Annotated in this window: 17 protein-coding genes and 1 tRNA gene; 8 read left to right on the top strand and 10 right to left on the bottom strand. The window is 67.1% G+C overall.

The window, feature by feature from the left end; genetic code table 11:
* Positions 1–14: 14 nt before the first annotated feature.
* From KQ297_RS05995 to KQ297_RS05985, 3 genes are read right to left on the bottom strand one after another with little or no spacing between them, the layout of a single operon-like run.
* Positions 15–911, bottom strand: coding sequence for a peptidoglycan recognition family protein (locus KQ297_RS05995; RefSeq protein WP_259738601.1), 897 nt, complete (start codon positions 909–911; stop codon positions 15–17).
* Positions 905–2668, bottom strand: a complete 1764-nt coding sequence (locus KQ297_RS05990) for a M61 family metallopeptidase (RefSeq protein WP_259738600.1) — start codon at positions 2666–2668, stop codon at positions 905–907. Before KQ297_RS05990 ends, KQ297_RS05995 begins: the two co-directional genes overlap by 7 nt.
* Positions 2669–2676: 8 nt before the next feature.
* Complete coding sequence (locus KQ297_RS05985; protein ID WP_259738599.1) at positions 2677–3021, bottom strand: DUF1257 domain-containing protein; 345 nt, start codon at positions 3019–3021, stop codon at positions 2677–2679.
* A gap of 106 nt (positions 3022–3127) precedes the next feature.
* On the opposite strand from KQ297_RS05985, the gene purN reads away from it, so the two are divergent.
* Positions 3128–3691 carry a phosphoribosylglycinamide formyltransferase gene (purN, locus tag KQ297_RS05980; RefSeq protein WP_259738598.1) on the top strand — a complete coding sequence of 188 codons (564 nt, stop codon included), beginning with the start codon at positions 3128–3130 and terminating at the stop codon, positions 3689–3691.
* On the opposite strand, the gene argC is transcribed toward purN, so the two are convergent.
* Positions 3682–4758: an N-acetyl-gamma-glutamyl-phosphate reductase gene (argC, locus tag KQ297_RS05975; RefSeq protein ID WP_259738597.1), complete on the bottom strand. Its 1077-nt coding sequence runs from the start codon at positions 4756–4758 to the stop codon at positions 3682–3684. The two genes, purN and argC, sit on opposite strands and share 10 nt — an antisense overlap.
* A gap of 223 nt (positions 4759–4981) precedes the next feature.
* Between argC and ribBA the strand changes: the two genes are divergently transcribed.
* Entirely contained in the window at positions 4982–6574 is a 1593-nt protein-coding gene (ribBA, locus tag KQ297_RS05970) for a bifunctional 3,4-dihydroxy-2-butanone-4-phosphate synthase/GTP cyclohydrolase II (protein WP_399251297.1), read from the top strand.
* A 5-nt stretch (positions 6575–6579) separates the two neighbouring features.
* Here the strand turns inward: ribBA and KQ297_RS05965 are convergent, their stop codons facing one another.
* Complete coding sequence (locus KQ297_RS05965; protein ID WP_259738596.1) at positions 6580–7020, bottom strand: peptidylprolyl isomerase; 441 nt, start codon at positions 7018–7020, stop codon at positions 6580–6582.
* An 89-nt stretch (positions 7021–7109) separates the two neighbouring features.
* On the opposite strand from KQ297_RS05965, the gene mtnP reads away from it, so the two are divergent.
* Positions 7110–8054, top strand: a complete 945-nt coding sequence (gene mtnP / locus KQ297_RS05960) for an S-methyl-5'-thioadenosine phosphorylase (protein ID WP_185464595.1) — start codon at positions 7110–7112, stop codon at positions 8052–8054.
* Here mtnP and murQ read toward each other — a convergent pair whose 3' ends face one another.
* The 4 genes from murQ to dnaK form a co-directional block, all read right to left on the bottom strand.
* Positions 8055–9011, bottom strand: coding sequence for an N-acetylmuramic acid 6-phosphate etherase (gene murQ, locus KQ297_RS05955; protein ID WP_259738595.1), 957 nt, complete (start codon positions 9009–9011; stop codon positions 8055–8057). It lies immediately after the preceding gene.
* Positions 9008–9424 carry a DUF3110 domain-containing protein gene (locus KQ297_RS05950; RefSeq protein WP_259738594.1) on the bottom strand — a complete coding sequence of 139 codons (417 nt, stop codon included), beginning with the start codon at positions 9422–9424 and terminating at the stop codon, positions 9008–9010. The genes murQ and KQ297_RS05950 overlap by 4 nt, the downstream gene beginning before the upstream one ends.
* 61 nt (positions 9425–9485) lie before the next feature.
* The gene (locus KQ297_RS05945) at positions 9486–10457 is read right to left on the bottom strand and encodes a DnaJ C-terminal domain-containing protein (protein ID WP_259738593.1); all 972 of its coding nucleotides are present in this window, start codon (positions 10455–10457) and stop codon (positions 9486–9488) included.
* 5 nt (positions 10458–10462) lie between these two features.
* Complete coding sequence (gene dnaK, locus KQ297_RS05940) at positions 10463–12616, bottom strand: molecular chaperone DnaK (protein ID WP_259738592.1); 2154 nt, start codon at positions 12614–12616, stop codon at positions 10463–10465.
* Positions 12617–12801: 185 nt separating this feature from the next.
* Between dnaK and pstC the strand changes: the two genes are divergently transcribed.
* Genes pstC through pstB form a run of 3 tightly spaced genes read left to right on the top strand, consistent with a single transcriptional unit; the run spans position 12802 to position 15527 of the window.
* Positions 12802–13764: a phosphate ABC transporter permease subunit PstC gene (pstC, locus tag KQ297_RS05935; protein ID WP_399251293.1), complete on the top strand. Its 963-nt coding sequence runs from the start codon at positions 12802–12804 to the stop codon at positions 13762–13764.
* A gap of 10 nt (positions 13765–13774) precedes the next feature.
* A complete protein-coding gene (gene pstA / locus KQ297_RS05930; protein WP_259738591.1) occupies positions 13775–14668 on the top strand; it encodes a phosphate ABC transporter permease PstA in 894 nt (297 codons plus the stop codon).
* Positions 14669–14708: 40 nt separating this feature from the next.
* Positions 14709–15527: a phosphate ABC transporter ATP-binding protein PstB gene (gene pstB, locus KQ297_RS05925; protein ID WP_185464601.1), complete on the top strand. Its 819-nt coding sequence runs from the start codon at positions 14709–14711 to the stop codon at positions 15525–15527.
* 140 nt (positions 15528–15667) lie between these two features.
* Here the strand turns inward: pstB and KQ297_RS05920 are convergent.
* A tRNA-Ser gene (locus KQ297_RS05920) sits at positions 15668–15754 on the bottom strand.
* A gap of 61 nt (positions 15755–15815) precedes the next feature.
* Between KQ297_RS05920 and KQ297_RS05915 the strand changes: the two genes are divergently transcribed.
* Positions 15816–16184 carry a 2Fe-2S iron-sulfur cluster-binding protein gene (locus KQ297_RS05915; RefSeq protein ID WP_259738590.1) on the top strand — a complete coding sequence of 123 codons (369 nt, stop codon included), beginning with the start codon at positions 15816–15818 and terminating at the stop codon, positions 16182–16184.
* A 34-nt stretch (positions 16185–16218) separates the two neighbouring features.
* Positions 16219–17094, top strand: coding sequence for an inositol monophosphatase family protein (locus KQ297_RS05910; protein WP_259738589.1), 876 nt, complete (start codon positions 16219–16221; stop codon positions 17092–17094).
* Positions 17095–17169: the final 75 nt, after the last annotated feature.

Raw genomic sequence — 17169 nt, 5'->3', positions numbered from 1 at the left:
CCTCTGCTCCGTCCTCAGCAGAGCTGAGAGAGGGCCCCGAGTCTTCTTTTGAGGGCCTGCCAGTCGAAGCTGCGCGGATCCGCCCGCTCACCGCCGAGATCCACCTGACGGTGTGTGGTGATGTGAGCCGCAGGAATCGCGAAGCGCCGCATCCAGTCAGTGAGCACCAGGGCCAGGGCGTCATATTGCCTCGCGCTGTACCCGCTGTGGCCAGGGTCGTTGTCTTCCCCGTCGAGGGGGGTTTCCAGGCTGATGTGCAACGCGAAATTGTTCACCGAGCCCCCCACGCGCGGATTGGTCACGACCCACCGTCCGTTGAAGGCCGAATTGCCCGCCCCGAAGGCCCGCTGTCCGGGATCAAGAACATCGATCACCTGGCCATCGCCCCCGATCAGGGTGTGGTAACTCACCTGGTCCTCGTCCCTGGGGTGGGGGGTCTGGAAGGTGCGCAGGGCTGAGCCCACTCCATAGACGGTTTCATGAAGCACCACCACCTGAGGTGTGGGGTCAATCGCATGGCCGAAGGCGTCACGCTCGAAACGGACCCCGTAGTTGCTGGGGTCGATGGGAATGCGCTGGCGGCGAGCGGGCAAGGCCGCCAGCTCAGCCTCCAGGCGCTGGCGCAGGCGTGGATCACGGTCGACGCACTCGCGGCCCAGGGGACTGACCCAGGCCGGGCGCGGCGGCGGCAGTGGCGCAGGCCGTCGGGGCTGTGGCTGGCGCGGCGTGGTGGCGGGCTGGGTGACCTGCTCGAGCAGCTGCAGCAGGGAGGGACGGCTGGCGGTCTCGGAGCGAGCAGTCACCTCGCGGGCCAACCAGCCCAGGCCCCCCAGGCCCAGCACGGCCCCGGCCCCCACCAGGCCCAGGGCGAGAGGGTTGGCGCGCAATCGCTCCAGCAGGTTGTTCAACATGGCACCAGGGCAAGCCACTGACGGCGTCGCTCCAGAGCTTCAGAGCTGGCCTGGGGGTCCACCAGCAGCCGCCAACGCTCGATCGCCGGGGCGGCGGCGGTGATCGTCAGGCTGCGCAGGCACCCCCGCCTGCAGATGGTGAGCACCTGGGGCTGCTGGGCCATCAGGATCGGGACGAGATCCTCTGGCTTGCGCAGCCGCAGGCCCTCTAGAGCGATCAACTCATCACCGACCATCAGGCCGGCCTGCTGGGCAGGCCCATGGCGCTCCACCCGGACGACCTCAAGGCCACTGGCTTTGACGGCAGCCTTCAGGCCCGGATGGGGAGCCGAGGCCAGCTGTGGCTCCAGCGTCAGGCCCACATCCTGGAGGTAGGCCGGCAGATCCGGATCCTCGCAGCCCTCCAGCCAGGTGGGCAGGAGATCGGCCAGCCGGGGGGAGCGGGCGGCGAAGGCCTCGATCAGATCCCGCTCCCGGTAGCCCCGTCTCCAGCGCCCCAGGCGGGCCCAGAGGTCGCGCAGCACCTGGGACAGGGATGATCCAGAACGGCGCAATTCCAGATCGAGAACCAGAGAAAGAATGGCCCCCTTGAGGTAGTAACTGATCTGGTTGTCATCACTGTTGGCTTCACGCCGGTAGAGCTTCACCCAGGCCTCCTCGGCGCTCTGGTGCAGGCTCTGGCCATGCAGACGCCCAGGAGTGAGCAGATAACGGCTGAGATCGGTGCCGAGGTCGTGCACGACCTCATCTTCGCTCGTCACTCCAGCCAGCTGGGGGAGAAGCTGATCGAAATAGCTGGTGACGCCTTCGGCAAACCAGAGTCCAGGAACGATCACAGGTCGGTCGTAATCGATCGGGCTCAGGGATGCTGGCCTCAGGCGCCGGACATTCCACTGATGCAGATACTCGTGGGCCACCAGTTGCAGCAGCTGGCGATAACCCTCGGGCTTGAGCAGGGCCTGGCGGCCGAACTGAAGCACCGTCGAGGTGTCGTGCTCCAGACCGCCATAGCCCTGATCAAGCAGATGCAGCACGAACAGATACTCCGGTGCCGCTGGCCTGGGCTCCCCCATCAACCGACAGCAGGCCTCACACACCGCCGCCACGTCCTGAAGCAGGGTCGGATGAGCCCTGAGCAGGCTGTCTGGCGGATCCCCAGCTGACCCTGAGGGCTCTGACCCAGCGGACTGGCGGGGGGCGGTGGCGTCCCAGCAGACCCAGCGGTGCGGCACACCGGCCACGTTGAAGTGATGTGCCCGGTGCGGGCCCGCCTCCACCGGGGTGTCCACCAGCTGATCGAAGTCAGCCGCCAGCCAGGTTCCATCACCCTGCCGCGGCAGGGGCACGAAGGCCTCCCAGCCCGAAGGCAGCCGCAGGCTCAGCCGGTGCGCGGCCCAGCGCTCTCCCTCCACCTGGAGCACCAGGCCCGCAAGGGCCAGGAAGCCGTGGTCGCCATCGAGGTGGCAGGTGCGCACGCTCAGATCAGCGGCCAGCACGTCGTAGTGGATCTCCAGGGGATCCAGGCAGGGCAGCTCCAGCTGCCAGCCGGCCGGATCGGTGCGGATCGCCGGCACCTGGTCCGCTCCCTGACGCACCAGCAGCGCTTCGAGGTGACGGACGTAGTCGCGGATCAGGTAGGAACCCGGAGTCCAGGCGGGCAGCCTGAGCCTGAGCACCCGTGTGGCTGGTGTGCAGCGGAGGCTGACATGAACCAGATGGCTGTGGGGTTGGCTCAGATCCAGCGAAAGGTCAACCACCTGGGGGTTCAGGACACCAGCTCGACCGTGGCCATCGGCAGCTGAAGAGCCGCCTCCTGCAGGGCCACCCGCGCGGCGTAGCGACGGGTGAGGCGTCCGAGGAAGGTCTGCAGGGAACGGGAGCGGCTCAGACGCTGGAGATCTCCGAGCAAGGCGAGGCTGCCATCGCTCTGACGGCGCCAACCGATCCAGTGCTCGCCCGCGAAGCGCACCATCAGATCCACAGGGGTGCGATCCCCGGCGAAGCCTTCGAGCAGGCCGCCAGGGATCGGTTCACAGCCGAGATCGGCCAGTGATGCAGCCAACTGATCCAGATCCTGGATCACGGTTGGCAGGATGGAGAGATGGGACAAGACGCCAGTGCCCGCTTCGCCAGACCCTAGCGATCCGCCCGGTTGTGTCCAGTGGCCGTTGGCACAGCACTGGCCCCTGCAACCACACGAGCTGCGGCTTGGGGTGATGGCCTCCGGCGAGGGCTCCAACTTCGAGGCGCTGGTGACGGCCTGCCGCCAGGGCCCCCTGCGGGGCCGTGTGCTCCAGCTGGTGGTGAACAATCCTGGCTGTGGCGCCCAGCGCCGGGCCAAGAGGCTGAACATCCCCTGCACCGTCGCCGATCACCGCCTGCACCGTCGCCGGGAAGATCTGGATGGGGTCCTGATCGAGACCTTCACCGCCGCCGGGGTGGATCTGGTGGTGATGGCCGGCTGGATGCGGATCGTCACTCCGCGGCTGATCGGCGCCTTCCCCTCACGCCTGATCAACATTCACCCCTCGCTGCTGCCGAGCTTCCGGGGTCTTGATGCAGTGGGGCAGGCCCTCGCCGCCGGGGTGACCCTGAGCGGCTGCACAGCCCACCTGGTGACCGAAGACCTCGATGGGGGTCCGATCCTGGCCCAGGCCACCGTCCCAGTGCTCAACGAAGACGACAGGATGACTCTGGCCGCCCGGATCCATGCGCAGGAGCATCGTCTGCTGCCGCTGGCCGTGGCCCTTGCCGCTGAGCGACTCAGGGATCAGGGATAGAAAGGCAGGAGCGGCAGGCCCGTCGGCGCCGGGAGTCCGGCCATCACATTGAGGCACTGGATCCCCTGGCCGGCCTGACCCTTGACCAGGTTGTCAACGGCACTCATCAGGATCAGCTGCCCGGTCCGCAGGTCAACCTGCACCGAGAGCAGGGCGCGGTTGGTCTGGCGCGTCCACTTGGTGGAGGGATAGGTGCCCACCGGCAGGACCTCCACGCAGGGGCTGTGCCGGTAGGCCGCCTGCAGCACGGTGGTGCAGTCGTCGGCGGTCAGGCCCGGATCCCGCAGCCGTCCGTAAACGGTAGCCAGCAGACCCCGCACCATCGGCATCAGATGCGGCGTGAACTGCAGCTGAATGGGTTGTCCAGCCAGGCGACTGGCGATCTGCTCGATTTCGCTGGTGTGGCGATGGCCCACCACGCCGTAGGGAGCCACGGCCTCAGCCGCCTCAGCCAGCAGCAGGTTCTCCTTGGCGGCGCGGCCGCCGCCGGAGGTCCCCGTCTTGGCATCGATGATGATGCCGCTGGGATCGATCAGACCCTGCTTGAGAAAGGGCAGCAGGGGAAGCAGGCTGGCGGTGGGAAAGCAGCCTGGAGCCGCCACCAGCCGCGCCGCGGCGAGCCGCTCCTCCTCCCACTCCACCAGGCCGTAGACCGCCTCGCTGCACAGAGCTTCATCATGGCGCTCGAACCGTTCCGCCTCGCTCGAGTACACCTCCTTCCACCGGGCCAGGGAGCGGTAGCGGTAGTCGGCGGAGAGATCGACCACCTTCACCCCACGCTCGAGCAGGGCCGGCACCAGCTGGGAGGCGAGTCCATTGGGGAGACTGAGCACCGCGAAGTCGGCCTCGGCGGCGATCGCGTCGGGATCGGGGGTCCGCACCACTGGATTGCCCTCAAGGGGCAGGAAGGGCACCAGTTCACTCCAGGAGTGGCCGGCACTTCGCTCTCCCCCCAGATAACTGACCACAAACGCGGGGTGATCCTGAAGGAGGCGCAGGGTCTGAAGGCCGCCGTAGCCGCTGGCGCCGATCACCGCGACGCGCCGAGCTGCTGAGGGGCTGACCATGCAGGGGTGTCTGGGGCGCTGATCGTACCGGGCACCCGGTCACGTTGTGCCCCTAACTGATAGAGAATGCTGACCACCTGATCCAGATGTTCTGACTGTCCGCTCCGAGCCTTCCGCTCCCCTCGCCAGCGCCGCTGACGCTCCCCCACGTCCGGGTCCGGGCAAGGATCCGATCCGCTTCGATACGATCGCCGATGCGCTAGCCGGCATTCGCAACGGCGAGATGATTGTTGTCGTCGATGATGAAAACCGTGAAAACGAAGGGGATCTGATCTGCGCGGCCCAGTTCGCCACGCCTGAGCAGATCAACTTCATGGCCACCGAGGCCCGCGGTCTGATCTGCCTGGCGATGGAGGGCGAGCGTCTCGACGCTCTCGAGCTGCCGCTGATGGTCGACCGCAACACCGACAGCAACCAGACGGCCTTCACCGTCAGCGTCGATGCCGGTCCCGAGAATGGGGTGAGCACGGGCATCTCCGCCGACGACCGGGCCCGCACCATTCAGGTGGCGATCCATCCCGCCAGCCGGCCATCGGACCTGCGCCGTCCGGGCCACATCTTCCCGCTGCGTGCACGCCAGGGAGGGGTGCTCAAGCGGGCCGGGCACACCGAGGCGGCCGTTGATCTGGCGCGGCTGTCCGGGCTTTACCCCGCGGGGGTGATCTGCGAGATCCAGAACCAGGATGGCTCGATGGCCCGGCTGCCTCAGCTGGCCCTCTATGCCCGTCGCCACGGTCTGCGTCTGATCAGCATCGCCGACCTGATCAGCTACCGGCTCGAGACCGAACGGTTCGTGCGTCGCCAGGCCGAAGCTCTGATGCCCAGCGCCTTCGGGGAATTCAGGGCCATCGGTTATCGCAATGAGCTCGATGGCAGCGAGCATGTGGCCATCGTCAAGGGCCGACCCGAGCGGGCCAGCGGACCTGTTCTCGTGCGGGTGCACTCGGAATGCCTCACCGGCGATGCCTTCGGCTCGCTCCGCTGCGACTGCAGGCCCCAGCTGGAGGCGGCTCTGCGCATGATCGAGGCTGCCGGAGAGGGGGTGGTCGTCTACCTGCGTCAGGAGGGACGGGGCATCGGACTGATCAACAAGCTCAGGGCCTACAGCCTCCAGGATGGCGGCCTCGACACCGTCGAGGCCAATGAGCGGCTCGGCTTCGCGGCCGACCTGCGCAATTACGGCGTCGGGGCTCAGATCCTCAGTGATCTGGGGGTTCACCATCTTCGCCTGATCACCAACAATCCGCGCAAGATCGCTGGCCTGGGGGGCTACGGGCTGCAGGTGGAAGACCGGGTGCCGCTGGTGATGGATCCAGGCCAGCACAATGCCGCCTACCTGCTCACCAAACAGACCAAACTCGGTCATCTGATGCAGGGTGCCCCGGACCGGGAGAGCACCGGAGCGGGCGGGCCCACAGCCGTGATCTCCTGGAGCGGCGCGAGCCTGGCACCCGAGCAGGCGGAAGCCGACCACTGGCCCCAGCTGCGCCGCTGGGCAGGTGAGCGGGAGCTGGAACTGCGGCGGGAGGAGCATCCCCGGCTGCTGGCCCTGCTGGGCCAGCCGCAGCTGTCGCTGTTGCTGGCCCAGCCACCGGGGCGGGATCGGGAGCTGCGCAAGGCCGATCTGGTCTCAGCCCTGAAGCTGATGGCCGGCTGGTCTGGCTCGCGCTCGGTGAGCCTTCTGCTGGCTCCCGATGCCCAGCGCAGCGCCCACCCCAGCGCCACCCTGGAGCCCGAGCGCCGCCCCCTGCAGGAGCTCAGTCAGGAGAGCCCTCAGCTGGCCACGACACCCGGCGCCTTCGTGCAGTGGGGCTGAGCCCTTCAGGGCAGGATCGTCACCTTCGTGATGCGCGTGCCTTTGCGGATCGCCCGCACCACGTCCACATCCGAGGCCTGACCGAAGACGGTGTGGACCCCGTCGAGATGGGGCTGGGCGTCATGGCAGAGGAAGAACTGGCTGCCGCCGGTGTTCTTGCCGGCATGGGCCATCGAGAGGGTTCCGGCCTGATGCTTGCGGCTGTTGATCTCGCAGGGAATCATGTAGCCGGGACCACCGGTTCCCGGCATCCCACTGGCACCGGGGCGGGTGTTGGGACAGCCCCCCTGGGCCATGAACCCATCGATGACCCGGTGAAACGCCAGCCCGTCATAGAACCCCGATTCCGCCAGCTTGACGAAGTTCGCGACGCTGCCGGGGGCGTCGGTGTCGAACAGTTCGAGTTCCACCGTGCCCGCCTCGGTCTCCATCAGGGCTTTGGTCATGGGAGTCAGAGCAAAGGCGGACTGTATCCACTCTCGGGTAGAACGGTTCCCGGTCCTGCACGGGGCTTTCCCCTCGGTCAGTCACGCCCATGAGCCCCAATGCCCCCACTTCGAGCCCGGGCCTCGACCTGGGCTGCGCCCGCCTCGGGGTGCTCGGTGGCAGCGGGCTCTATGCCATCGACGGGCTGGAGGACGTCCGCGAACTGACGGTGGACACCCCCTTCGGCCCGCCATCGGACACCCTGCGGCTGGGCCGCATCGGGACGCTGGAGGTGGTCTTTCTGGCCCGCCACGGCCGTCACCACACCCACCTGCCCACGGAAGTGCCCTACCGGGCCAACCTCTGGGCCCTGCGCTCCCTGGGGGTGCGCTGGATCCTCTCCTGCTCGGCCGTGGGCTCCCTGCAGGATCCCCTGCGCCCCCTCGACATGGTGGTGCCGGATCAGTTCATCGACCGCACCCATGCCAGGCCCGTGAGCTTCTTCGGCGACGGAGCCGTGGCCCATGTGGGCATCGCCGATCCGTTCTGCCCGAGCCTGAGCAGACTGCTGGCCGATGTGGCCGAAAGCCTGATGCCTGCAGGGCGCCAGCTGCACCGCCGCGGCACCTACCTCTGCATGGAAGGCCCCGCCTTCTCCACCCGGGCGGAATCGAACCTCTACCGCAGCTGGGGCTGCTCGGTGATCGGCATGACCAACCACAGCGAGGCCCGCCTCGCCCGGGAGGCCGAGATCGCCTACGCCACCCTCGCCATGGTCACCGACTACGACTGCTGGCACGCAGATCACGCCTCGGTCACCGTGGACCTGGTGATCGAGAACCTGCGCGCCAACGCAGCACTGGCCCAGCAGATCGTGGCGGTGGCGGCCGAGCGGATCGATGCCCAGCGGCCCGCCAGCAGCTCCCACAGCGCCCTGCGCGATGCCCTGATGACTCCTGTGGAACAGGTGCCTGCAGCCACCCGCCGCAAGCTCGACCTGTTCACCTCCCCCTATTGGGGCCCCTTCGAGACGGCCCCGACGCCGCAGGGCTGATCACGCCAGCGGAGCACCGAGCTGCTCCAGAGCCTGCCGCACCTGGCCGTCATGGGCGCTCAGGGCCTCATCGGCCTTCTCGGCGCTCAGCCCGGCGGCAGCCATCACCAGGGCGCGTTTGACCGAACCGCCGGCCTGGGCCAGCAGGGCGTAGCCCTGCTCCCGGTCCACTCCGGCCAGGTCCCGAAGGATGCGCAGGGCGCGGTCCTCCAGCTTGCTGTTGGTGACGGCCACATCCACCATCCGGTTGCCGAACACCTTGCCCAGCCGCACCATCACCCCGGTGGAGAGGATGTTCAGGGCCATCTTGGTGGCCGTTCCGGCCTTCAGACGTGTGGAGCCGGTGAGCAGCTCCGCTCCGGTGACCAGGCGGATGTCGATGGCGCAGGGCATCGGCGCCTGCTCGCTGGGCACACAGGCCATGGCGATCGCCAGGGCTCCGATGCCGCAGGCATGCTCCAGGCCGCCCAGCACATAGGGGGTGGTGCCGCCGGCGGCGATGCCCACCAGGGCGTCGGCAGAGGAGAAACCCCTTTCGATCAGATCATGGCGGCCGGCTTCGCGCAGATCCTCGAGGCCTTCGGAACTGCGCAGCAGGGCCGGGGCACCACCGGCCAGCACACCCTGCACCAGCTCCGGGGGGGTGCAGAAGGTGGGAGGACACTCGGCCGCATCGAGCACACCCAGCCGGCCGGAGGTGCCGGCACCCAGGTAAAAGAGACGCCCGCCGGCGCGCAGGCGGGCGCTGATCGCCTCCACCGCCACGGCCAGGGCCGGAGCCGCCGCCTCCATCGCCAGCAAGGCCTTTTCATCCTCCCGGCAGAACAGATCAACCAGTTCGCCGGAGCTGAGCTGATCGAGGCTGGCGCTGGCGGGATTGGCCTGCTCGGTGAGCAGGTGGCCCCGATCGGGGGCAGCGGAGACAGGCAGGCCGGGGCTCGGTTCAGGAGAGGTCACAGCAGACCCTCCAGGCGGCGGCGGAAGGCTTCCAGCTCGGCACTTTCGGGACTTCCATCACGGCCGGGCTCCTGGGGAGCCCCAGGGGGTTGGGATTCCTCCCGCCAGTGGGTCAGATCCATGTTCCGCTCCGGAGGGGCGATCAGCAGGCGCTCCTCCGCCGAGCTGGGCAGGAAGCCGGAGGGCACGAACCGGGCCTCATAGCCCGCCTGTCCGCAGAACAGCTCCATTTCCTCCCGCTCGATCGCCTCCACGCTGGGAACCGGAAAGTCCTGGGCCTCGAGCAGGCCCGCATAGCGCTCGGCGTCATCCCGCTCCTCGAACAGGAGCACCACCGTGCGGCCATTCAGCTCGAGGGAGTGAATGCCTTCGTTGTCGGTGCCGGCTTCGAACAGCAGCACATGGACGGGCATGAAGCGAACCAATCCCAAGCGGTGAGTGTGCCATTGATTGTCGCGTGCTCCCAAGCGCCCCTCAAGCATCCCGGGACAATTCCTCCAGCCGGCGGTACAGCGCCACTTCGGCATCGCTCAGCTGCTCGGGCAGCACGATGCGCAGCTCCACCAGTTGATCCCCCCGCCGCTCAGCCTGGCTCAGGCCCAGACCACGCAGACGCAGCAGCCGGCCGCTGGAGGAGCCGGGGGGCACCGTGAGCTGCACCCGCCCCTCGAGGGTGGGCACGACAACCTTGCAGCCAAGGGCCGCTTCGGCCGGCGACAGCTCCAGGGTGTAGAGCACCCGCAGGCCATCGATGCGCAGGCCATCGGCGCGACGCACCCTCAGCTGCAGGAAATGGTCGGAACCGCCGGGGGCGACCCCGGCCAGGCGCAGTCGCCAGCCATCCCCGGCCAGGGGAGGTGTCCAGACCTCCACCGCCAGACCACCTGGAAGTTCCAGCTCCAACCGGGTGCCGGCGAGGGCCTGCTCGGGGCTGAGATCCACCTCTGTCTCCAGGTCGCTGGTGGCCCGCACCGGTGATGGCGGCGGTGGAGTGTGGGTCACCTCGAACCCGGGTCCCTCAGGCTGCTCGCGCGAGTCAGGCCGCCAGGGATCGGGATCCAGGTCGTGATCGAGATCGTGATCCAGCTCCGGATCAGGCTCACGGCGGTCCTGCTGCCGCGATGGACGCCCGAACAGGGCATCGAGGTAGTCATCGAACTCAGGGAAACCGCTGGCGAAGGGATCAGCGCGCTCGCTCCGCAGGGAACCGGGGTCGCGTCCTGACTCCCAGGCCTGGCGCCGGCGTGGATCAGAGAGAACGGCATAGGCCTCGTTGACCCGCTTGAAGCGCTCCTCCGCCACCGGATCGTTGCCGTTGAGATCCGGATGCCAGCGGCGGGCCTGCTCGCGAAACCCGCGCTTGAGGGCCGCGGCGTCGGCCCCCGGGCTCAGCCCGAGGACCGCCCAGTGGTCATCTCCGACCGTGGCGGTGGGGCTACGGCTCACGGCCCTCAGTCCTCAGCCCAGGGATCATCCGACCTGGGGCGCGAGGGTGCCGGCCTGGCGGAAGGCTGGTAACGGTCAGGGGGCGGACTCTCCAGCCGCGAACGCTCCAGCCGTGGACTCTCCAGTCTGGAGGGCTCCAGGCGAGGGTTCTCGTACGAGGCATAGCCATCCTCCTGGTAACCGCCATAACGGGAGGGTGGACTCCAGGGATCCCCTCCCCAGCGCTCGTTGGGTCCGGGGCGGGAGCGGTCCCATTCGTCCCAGTCGTCCTCATCTGAGAACAGGTCGTCCTTGATCGACCCCAGGGTGTTCTTGAGGCCCTGCAACGGACCCGATTCCGACTTGCGTTCGCTGATCAGACGGCGGTTGAGGCCATAGAGGGCCTCCTGCAGCTGACTGACGGCCAGGTCGAGTTCCGCCGGATCGGCATCGTCGAGCAGCACCTGCACCTCCTGCAGGGCCATCTCCACCGAGCGCTGCTGTCGCTCAGCGCCATAGGGGCCCAGCTCGAGGGCGGCATCGCGCAGGCGGCGCTCCGCCTGGGCCACGAGGGTCTGAGCCCGGTTGAGCCGATCGACGGCAGCCCGCTTGCGCCGGTCGTCGGCGGCCTTGCGCTCCGCCTCCTCCAGCAGCGCCTGGATCTCCTGTTCACTGAGGTTGGAGCCGCCCTGAATACTGACGCTCTGCTGGCGGCCGGTGGTGCGGTCGGTGGCCGACACCTGCAGCAGGCCGTTGGCGTCGATGTCCAGGGAGACCTGCACCTGGGGAACCCCCCGGGGTGCCGGCGGAATTCCCGAAAGCCGGAAGCGCCCCAGGGATTTGTTGTCGGGCGCCATCTGGCGCTCCCCCTGGAGCACATGGATCTCCACCGCCGACTGGTTGGCCTCGGAGGTGCTGAACACATCCGAGCGGCGCACGGGTATGGGGGTGTTGCGGGGGATCAGCACCTTCATCACCCCGCCGATCGTTTCCAGACCAAGGGAGAGGGGGGTGACATCGTTGAGCATCAGATCGCGCAGATCGCCGGTGAGGATGCCGGCCTGCACCGCCGCGCCGATGGCCACCACCTCATCGGGATTGACCGACTGGCAGGGTTCGAGAGGGATCAAGGTGCGCACCATCTCCTGAACCATCGGCATCCGGGTGCTGCCGCCCACCAGCACCACGTCGTCGATGTCATCGGCGGTGAGGCCGGAATCCCGCAGGGCACGCTGCACGGGCCGCAGCAACCGATCGAGCAGATCAGGGCACAGCGACTCGAAGGTGCGCCGCTCCAGGCTGGTTTCGATGTGGAGGGGACCGTCGGGCCCGGTGGCGATGAAGGGCAGTGAGATGGGGGTGGTGGTGACACCGGAGAGTTCCTGCTTGGCCTTCTCTGCGGCCTCGCTGAGCCGTTGGAGGGCCTGGCGATCCCGGCGCAGGTCGATCTGATGCCTGGCCTCGAAGGCGTCGGCGAGCCAGTCGACGATGCGCCGGTCCCAGTCGTTGCCACCCAGCTGGGTGTCACCACTGGTGGCCTTCACGTCGAAGACACCGTTGGCGATGCGCAGCACCGACACATCAAAGGTGCCGCCGCCCAGGTCGAACACCAGCACTCGCTTGACGGCACTGCGATCGAACCCATAGGCCAGGGCCGCGGCGGTGGGCTCGTTCAGAATCCGCTCCACCGTGAGCCCCGCCAGGCGGCCGGCATCCCGGGTGGCCTGGCGCTGGGCATCATTGAAATAGGCGGGAACGGTGATCACCGCCGCTTCCACCTCCTCGCCGAGGTAGGTGGCGGCGTCGTCAACCAGCTTGCGCAGAATGCTGGCCAGCAACTCCTCGGGGGCGTATTCACGCTCGGTGACCGGGCAGAGGATGCGCACGTTGCCCTGGTCGTTGGCCCGCACGGTGTAGGGAACCGCCAGGCTGCCCTCATCGAGTTCGTCCCAGCTGCGGCCGATGAACCGTTTGAGGTTGGAGAAGGTGTTGCGCGGATTGAGGACCAGCTGGCGACGGGCGAGCTGACCCACCAACAGCTCCTGGTCGCGGCTGAAACCCACCACCGACGGCGTGGTGCGGGCACCTTCCGCGTTGGCGATCACCTGGGGACGGCCGCCCTCCAGCAGCGCCACCACCGAGTTGGTGGTCCCGAGGTCAATGCCTACGATCCGGCCCATGCAGCCTCAAACTGAAGCCCCAAACTACCGGCTTCCTGGCCGTGGGTCCGTGGCGAGGCTCTCCCACGGAAAGGCCGGAAACGCAAGGGTGTTAAAGCGTTCTTAGTGGTCGTGGGCCTCGGGCGAGACCTAAGTTCTGAACTCAGGAGGTAAGAGCCGGCCTCCCGACTTTCCTTACGGCCCCCATGGTGATGCGATCGGAAACGGGCCAGGATCAGTTCACCCTGCGACGCCGCCCCTGGTCCGAGCGCAGCATCGACGGCGGATTCAGGCTGCTCACGATCCTGCTGGCCTCCCTGGTGGCCGTGGTGCTGCTGGGCATCTTCCTCACGGTGTTCAACGGTGCCCAGGAGGCGATGGCCAGCTTCGGCCTCTCCTTTCTGGTCACCTCGGGCTGGAATCCCGTCAACAATCAGTACGGGGCATTCACAGCGATCTACGGCACCCTGGTGTCATCCCTGCTGGCCCTGTTCATTGCCGTGCCACTGGGGGTGGGCACAGCCATTTTCATCACCGAAAACCTGATCCCGCGCACCTGGCGGGAGGTGATCGGCGTGATGGTGGAATTGCTGGCGGCGATTCCCTCGGTGGTGCTGGGTCTGTGGGCCATCTTCGTGATGGAGCCGCTGCTCAGGCCGCTCCTGAATTTCCTTCACCAAAGCCTCGGCTGGTTTCCCCTGTTCTCAACGGTGCCCAAGGGACCCGGCATGGCGCCGGCGGTGCTGATTCTCGTGGTGATGATCCTGCCGATCATCACCGCCATTTCCCGCGATGCCCTCAACCAGGTGCCCCAGGAGCTGCGCCAGGGGGCCTATGGCGTCGGCAGCACCCGCTGGATCGCGATCTTCAATGTGATCCTGCCGGCGGCCATCTCCTCGATCATCGGCGGGGTGATGCTGGCCCTGGGCCGGGCCATGGGCGAAACGATGGCTGTGACCATGATCATCGGCAACTCGATGAATTTCAGCTGGTCACTGCTGGCCCCGGGAAACACCATCTCGGCCATGCTTGCCAACCAGTTCGGCGAGGCCGATGGCATTCAGGTCTCAGCCCTTCTCTATGCAGCTCTGATCCTGATGCTGATGACCTTTGCCGTGAACATCCTTGCCCAGTGGATCGTTCGCAGATTCAGCCTGAGCTACAACTGAGCAGCCCGCCATGACCCTCACCACAGCCACCCTTCCATCTCGCTCACTGCGCTTCAACCCGGGGCTGAAGCGCAACCGAACCGACAGACTCTTCACCGCGATCGCCGCGCTGTTCAGCCTGATCGCGGTGCTCCCGCTCGTGCTGGTGCTGATCTATGTGCTGATCCAGGGGGGCAAGCTGATCAGCATCAGCCTGTTCACCCAACTGCCACCGGCCGCGGGCCTTGAAGGAGGGGGAATCGCCAACGCCATCATCGGCACCTTTGTGGTCACCTTCGTGGGGTCGATGATCGCCATACCGGTGGGCGTGGGTGGAGGGATCTACCTGGCGGAGTATGCCCGCAGCGGCTGGTTCTCCCAGTTCATCCGGCTCGGCAACGACATCCTGGCCGGAGTCCCCTCGATCATCTGCGGGGTCTTCGTCTACAGCGCCATCGTGGCCACCCGTCTGTTCTTCGGCCAGTCGTACTCCGCCATGGCCGGTGGCATCGCCCTGGCGGTGTTGATGCTGCCGACGGTAATCAAAACCACCGACGAGGCGCTCAAGCTGGTGCCCCAGGAGCTCAGCTGGGGGGCCATCGGCGTCGGTGCCTCGAAATTCGTGACGATCACACGGATCACGCTACCCAGCGCCTTCACCCCGATCGCCACCGGCGTGGTGCTGGCCATCGCCCGAGCCGCCGGCGAAACGGCTCCCCTGATCTTCACCGCCCTCTTCTCACCCTTCTGGCCCGAGGGGTTGTTCAACCCGATCGCCTCGATGTCGGTGTTGATCTTCAACTTCGCAATCATGCCCTACGAAGCCCAGAACGCCCTGGCCTGGGCCGCCTCCTTCGTGCTGGTGATCCTGATTCTTGGCGCCAATCTCCTGGCCCGCTGGATACGACGGTTCACCTCCAGCTAGCCCCAGGCGCGGATACCACCCATCCCTTCCCAACCCTGCCATGACCAGCACCCTCAACCAACCGAGCACCAGCGGCACCCTTCCCAGCTGCCTCAGCCTGGAGAATGTGACCATCAGCTATGGAAGCTTCGAGGCCGTGCGCGATGTCTACATGGACATCCCCCGCAACAGGGTCACCGCCTTCATCGGCCCGTCCGGTTGCGGTAAATCGACGGTGCTGCGGGCTCTCAACCGCATGAACGATCTGATCGAGGGCTGCAGCCTGCGCGGACGGGTGGTGTTCGACGGTCAGGACATCTACGCCCGTGAAGTGGACCCTGTGGAGGTGCGCCGCCGCATCGGCATGGTGTTCCAGAAACCCAACCCCTTCCCCAAGAGCATCTACGAAAACATTGCCTTCGGAGCCCGGATCAATGGCTTCAAGGGAGACATGGATGAATTGGTGGAGCGCTCCCTGCGCAAGGCCGCCATCTGGGACGAAACTAAGGACAAGCTCAAGGAGAGCGGCAACGCCCTCTCCGGAGGCCAGCAGCAGAGGCTCTGCATCGCCCGGGCCATCGCCGTGGAGCCTGAGGTGATCCTGATGGATGAACCCTGCTCGGCCCTCGACCCGATCTCCACCCTCAAGATCGAGGAGATGATGCATGAACTCAAGAAGAGCTTCACCATCGTGATCGTCACCCACAACATGCAGCAGGCGGTACGGGTGTCGGACTACACATCCTTCTTCAATGCCGAAGCCGTGGAAGGCGGCAGCGGCAAGGTGGGCTACCTGGTGGAATTCAACGACACCGAGCGCATCTTCAACGCCCCGGTGCAACAAGCCACCCAGGATTACGTCACCGGCCGCTTCGGCTGAGGAGCTGGGCAGCGATGGCTCTTTCGGCCCTCATCACCCGTTGCTGCGGTGCTGTCACCTGTGCCGACGGGCTCCCCCCACCAGCAGGCCAAACCATCAAGAAAAAAGCCGGCTGTTGAAGCCGGCTCGTTGGTTGGAAGCGGAGAGGGAGGGATTCGAACCCTCGATAGAGTTGCCCCTATACAGCATTTCCAGTGCTGCGCCTTCGACCACTCGGCCACCTCTCCAGGGGCTGTCATGGGGCAGGTGGCAATGTAGCAGTCAGCCCAGAGGGTCCTACCCCGTCCAATGACACGAAGCTTCCCAATCACGGTGCACTGGCGTCAGGAACATCGGGTGATCCGATTGGAGGTCTCCGAAGGGGAGTACATCCTGCGCAGCTTCGAGGCCCAGGGGGAACCCCTGCCCTTCAGCTGTCGCAATGGCTGCTGCACCACCTGCGCCGTGCGCGTGATCTCAGGCGACATCGATCAGCAGGAAGCTCTGGGGCTCTCCCAGGAGCTGCGGCGGCGGGGCTATGGCCTCCTCTGCGTGGCCAGGGCCACCGGACCGCTGGAGGTGGAGACCCAGGACGAGGACGAGGTGTATGAGCTGCAGTTCGGCCGCTACTTCGGCCGCGGAAAGGTGAAGCCTGGCCTCCCGCTTGACGAGGAATGATGAAGCCAGCCCAACACTGCCGTTTCCCAAGCCCGTGAGCAGCCTCTCCGAGCAGGCCCTGATCGAGTCAGCCCTGAACAGCGCCGAGCTCGAGCGCCTCGCCGCCGTGGCCAGGGACGCCGCCACGGCCGGCGCGCGGGTGCTCGCCCATCACTTCGGCCAGCTGGAGCAGATCCGCGAGAAGGGACGCGCCGGTGATCTGGTCACGGAGGCCGATCTGGCAGCGGAGCAGGCGGTGCTGGCGGTGCTTGAGGCCCACACCCCGGAGCTGGGGGTGCTGGCGGAGGAAAGTGGACGTCGCAACACCGGATCGGATCTGGAGTGGTGCGTGGATCCCCTCGATGGCACCACCAACTACGCCCACGGTTATCCCTTCTTCGCCACATCGATCGGGCTCACCTGGCGGGGCATTCCCCTGCTGGGGGCCATCAGCGTTCCGGCCCTCGACGAACTCTTCTGGGCTGCTCCCGGGCTGGGGGCCTGGTGCAACGACCGCCCCTTGCGGGTGAGCGGCTGCCGCGACCTGGCCGCGTCCCTGCTGGTGACGGGATTCGCCTACGACCGCCAGAGCCAGCCCGACACCAATTACACCGAGTTCTGCTGGTTCACCCACCGCAGCCGCGGTGTGCGCCGCGGCGGTGCGGCTGCGGTGGATCTGGCCTTCGTGGCCGCCGGCAGGCTCGACGGCTACTGGGAGCGGGGCCTCTCCCCCTGGGATCTGGCCGCGGGTGTGGTGCTCGTTGAGCAGGCGGGCGGGGTGGTCAGCCGATACGACGGCAGCACCGCTGACCTGGCTGAAGGTCGGCTGATCGCCTGCACGCCTGGAGTTCAGGCAGCCCTGATCGATGGGCTCGCCCACTGCAGGCCCCTGCCCGGCCACCTGTACGGAGCCCCGGAGCTCGACCCCTGAACCCCCGGCCAGCCCGTCCGGCCCCCGTACGGCCAGTCCATAGGATCCAGGATCTCCCTTCCACAAGCCGCTCTG

The organism is Synechococcus sp. CS-205 (assembly GCF_025128255.1).
Lineage (GTDB): Bacteria > Cyanobacteriota > Cyanobacteriia > PCC-6307 > Cyanobiaceae > Regnicoccus_A.
This window is presented reverse-complemented; position numbering and strand designations above follow the sequence as displayed.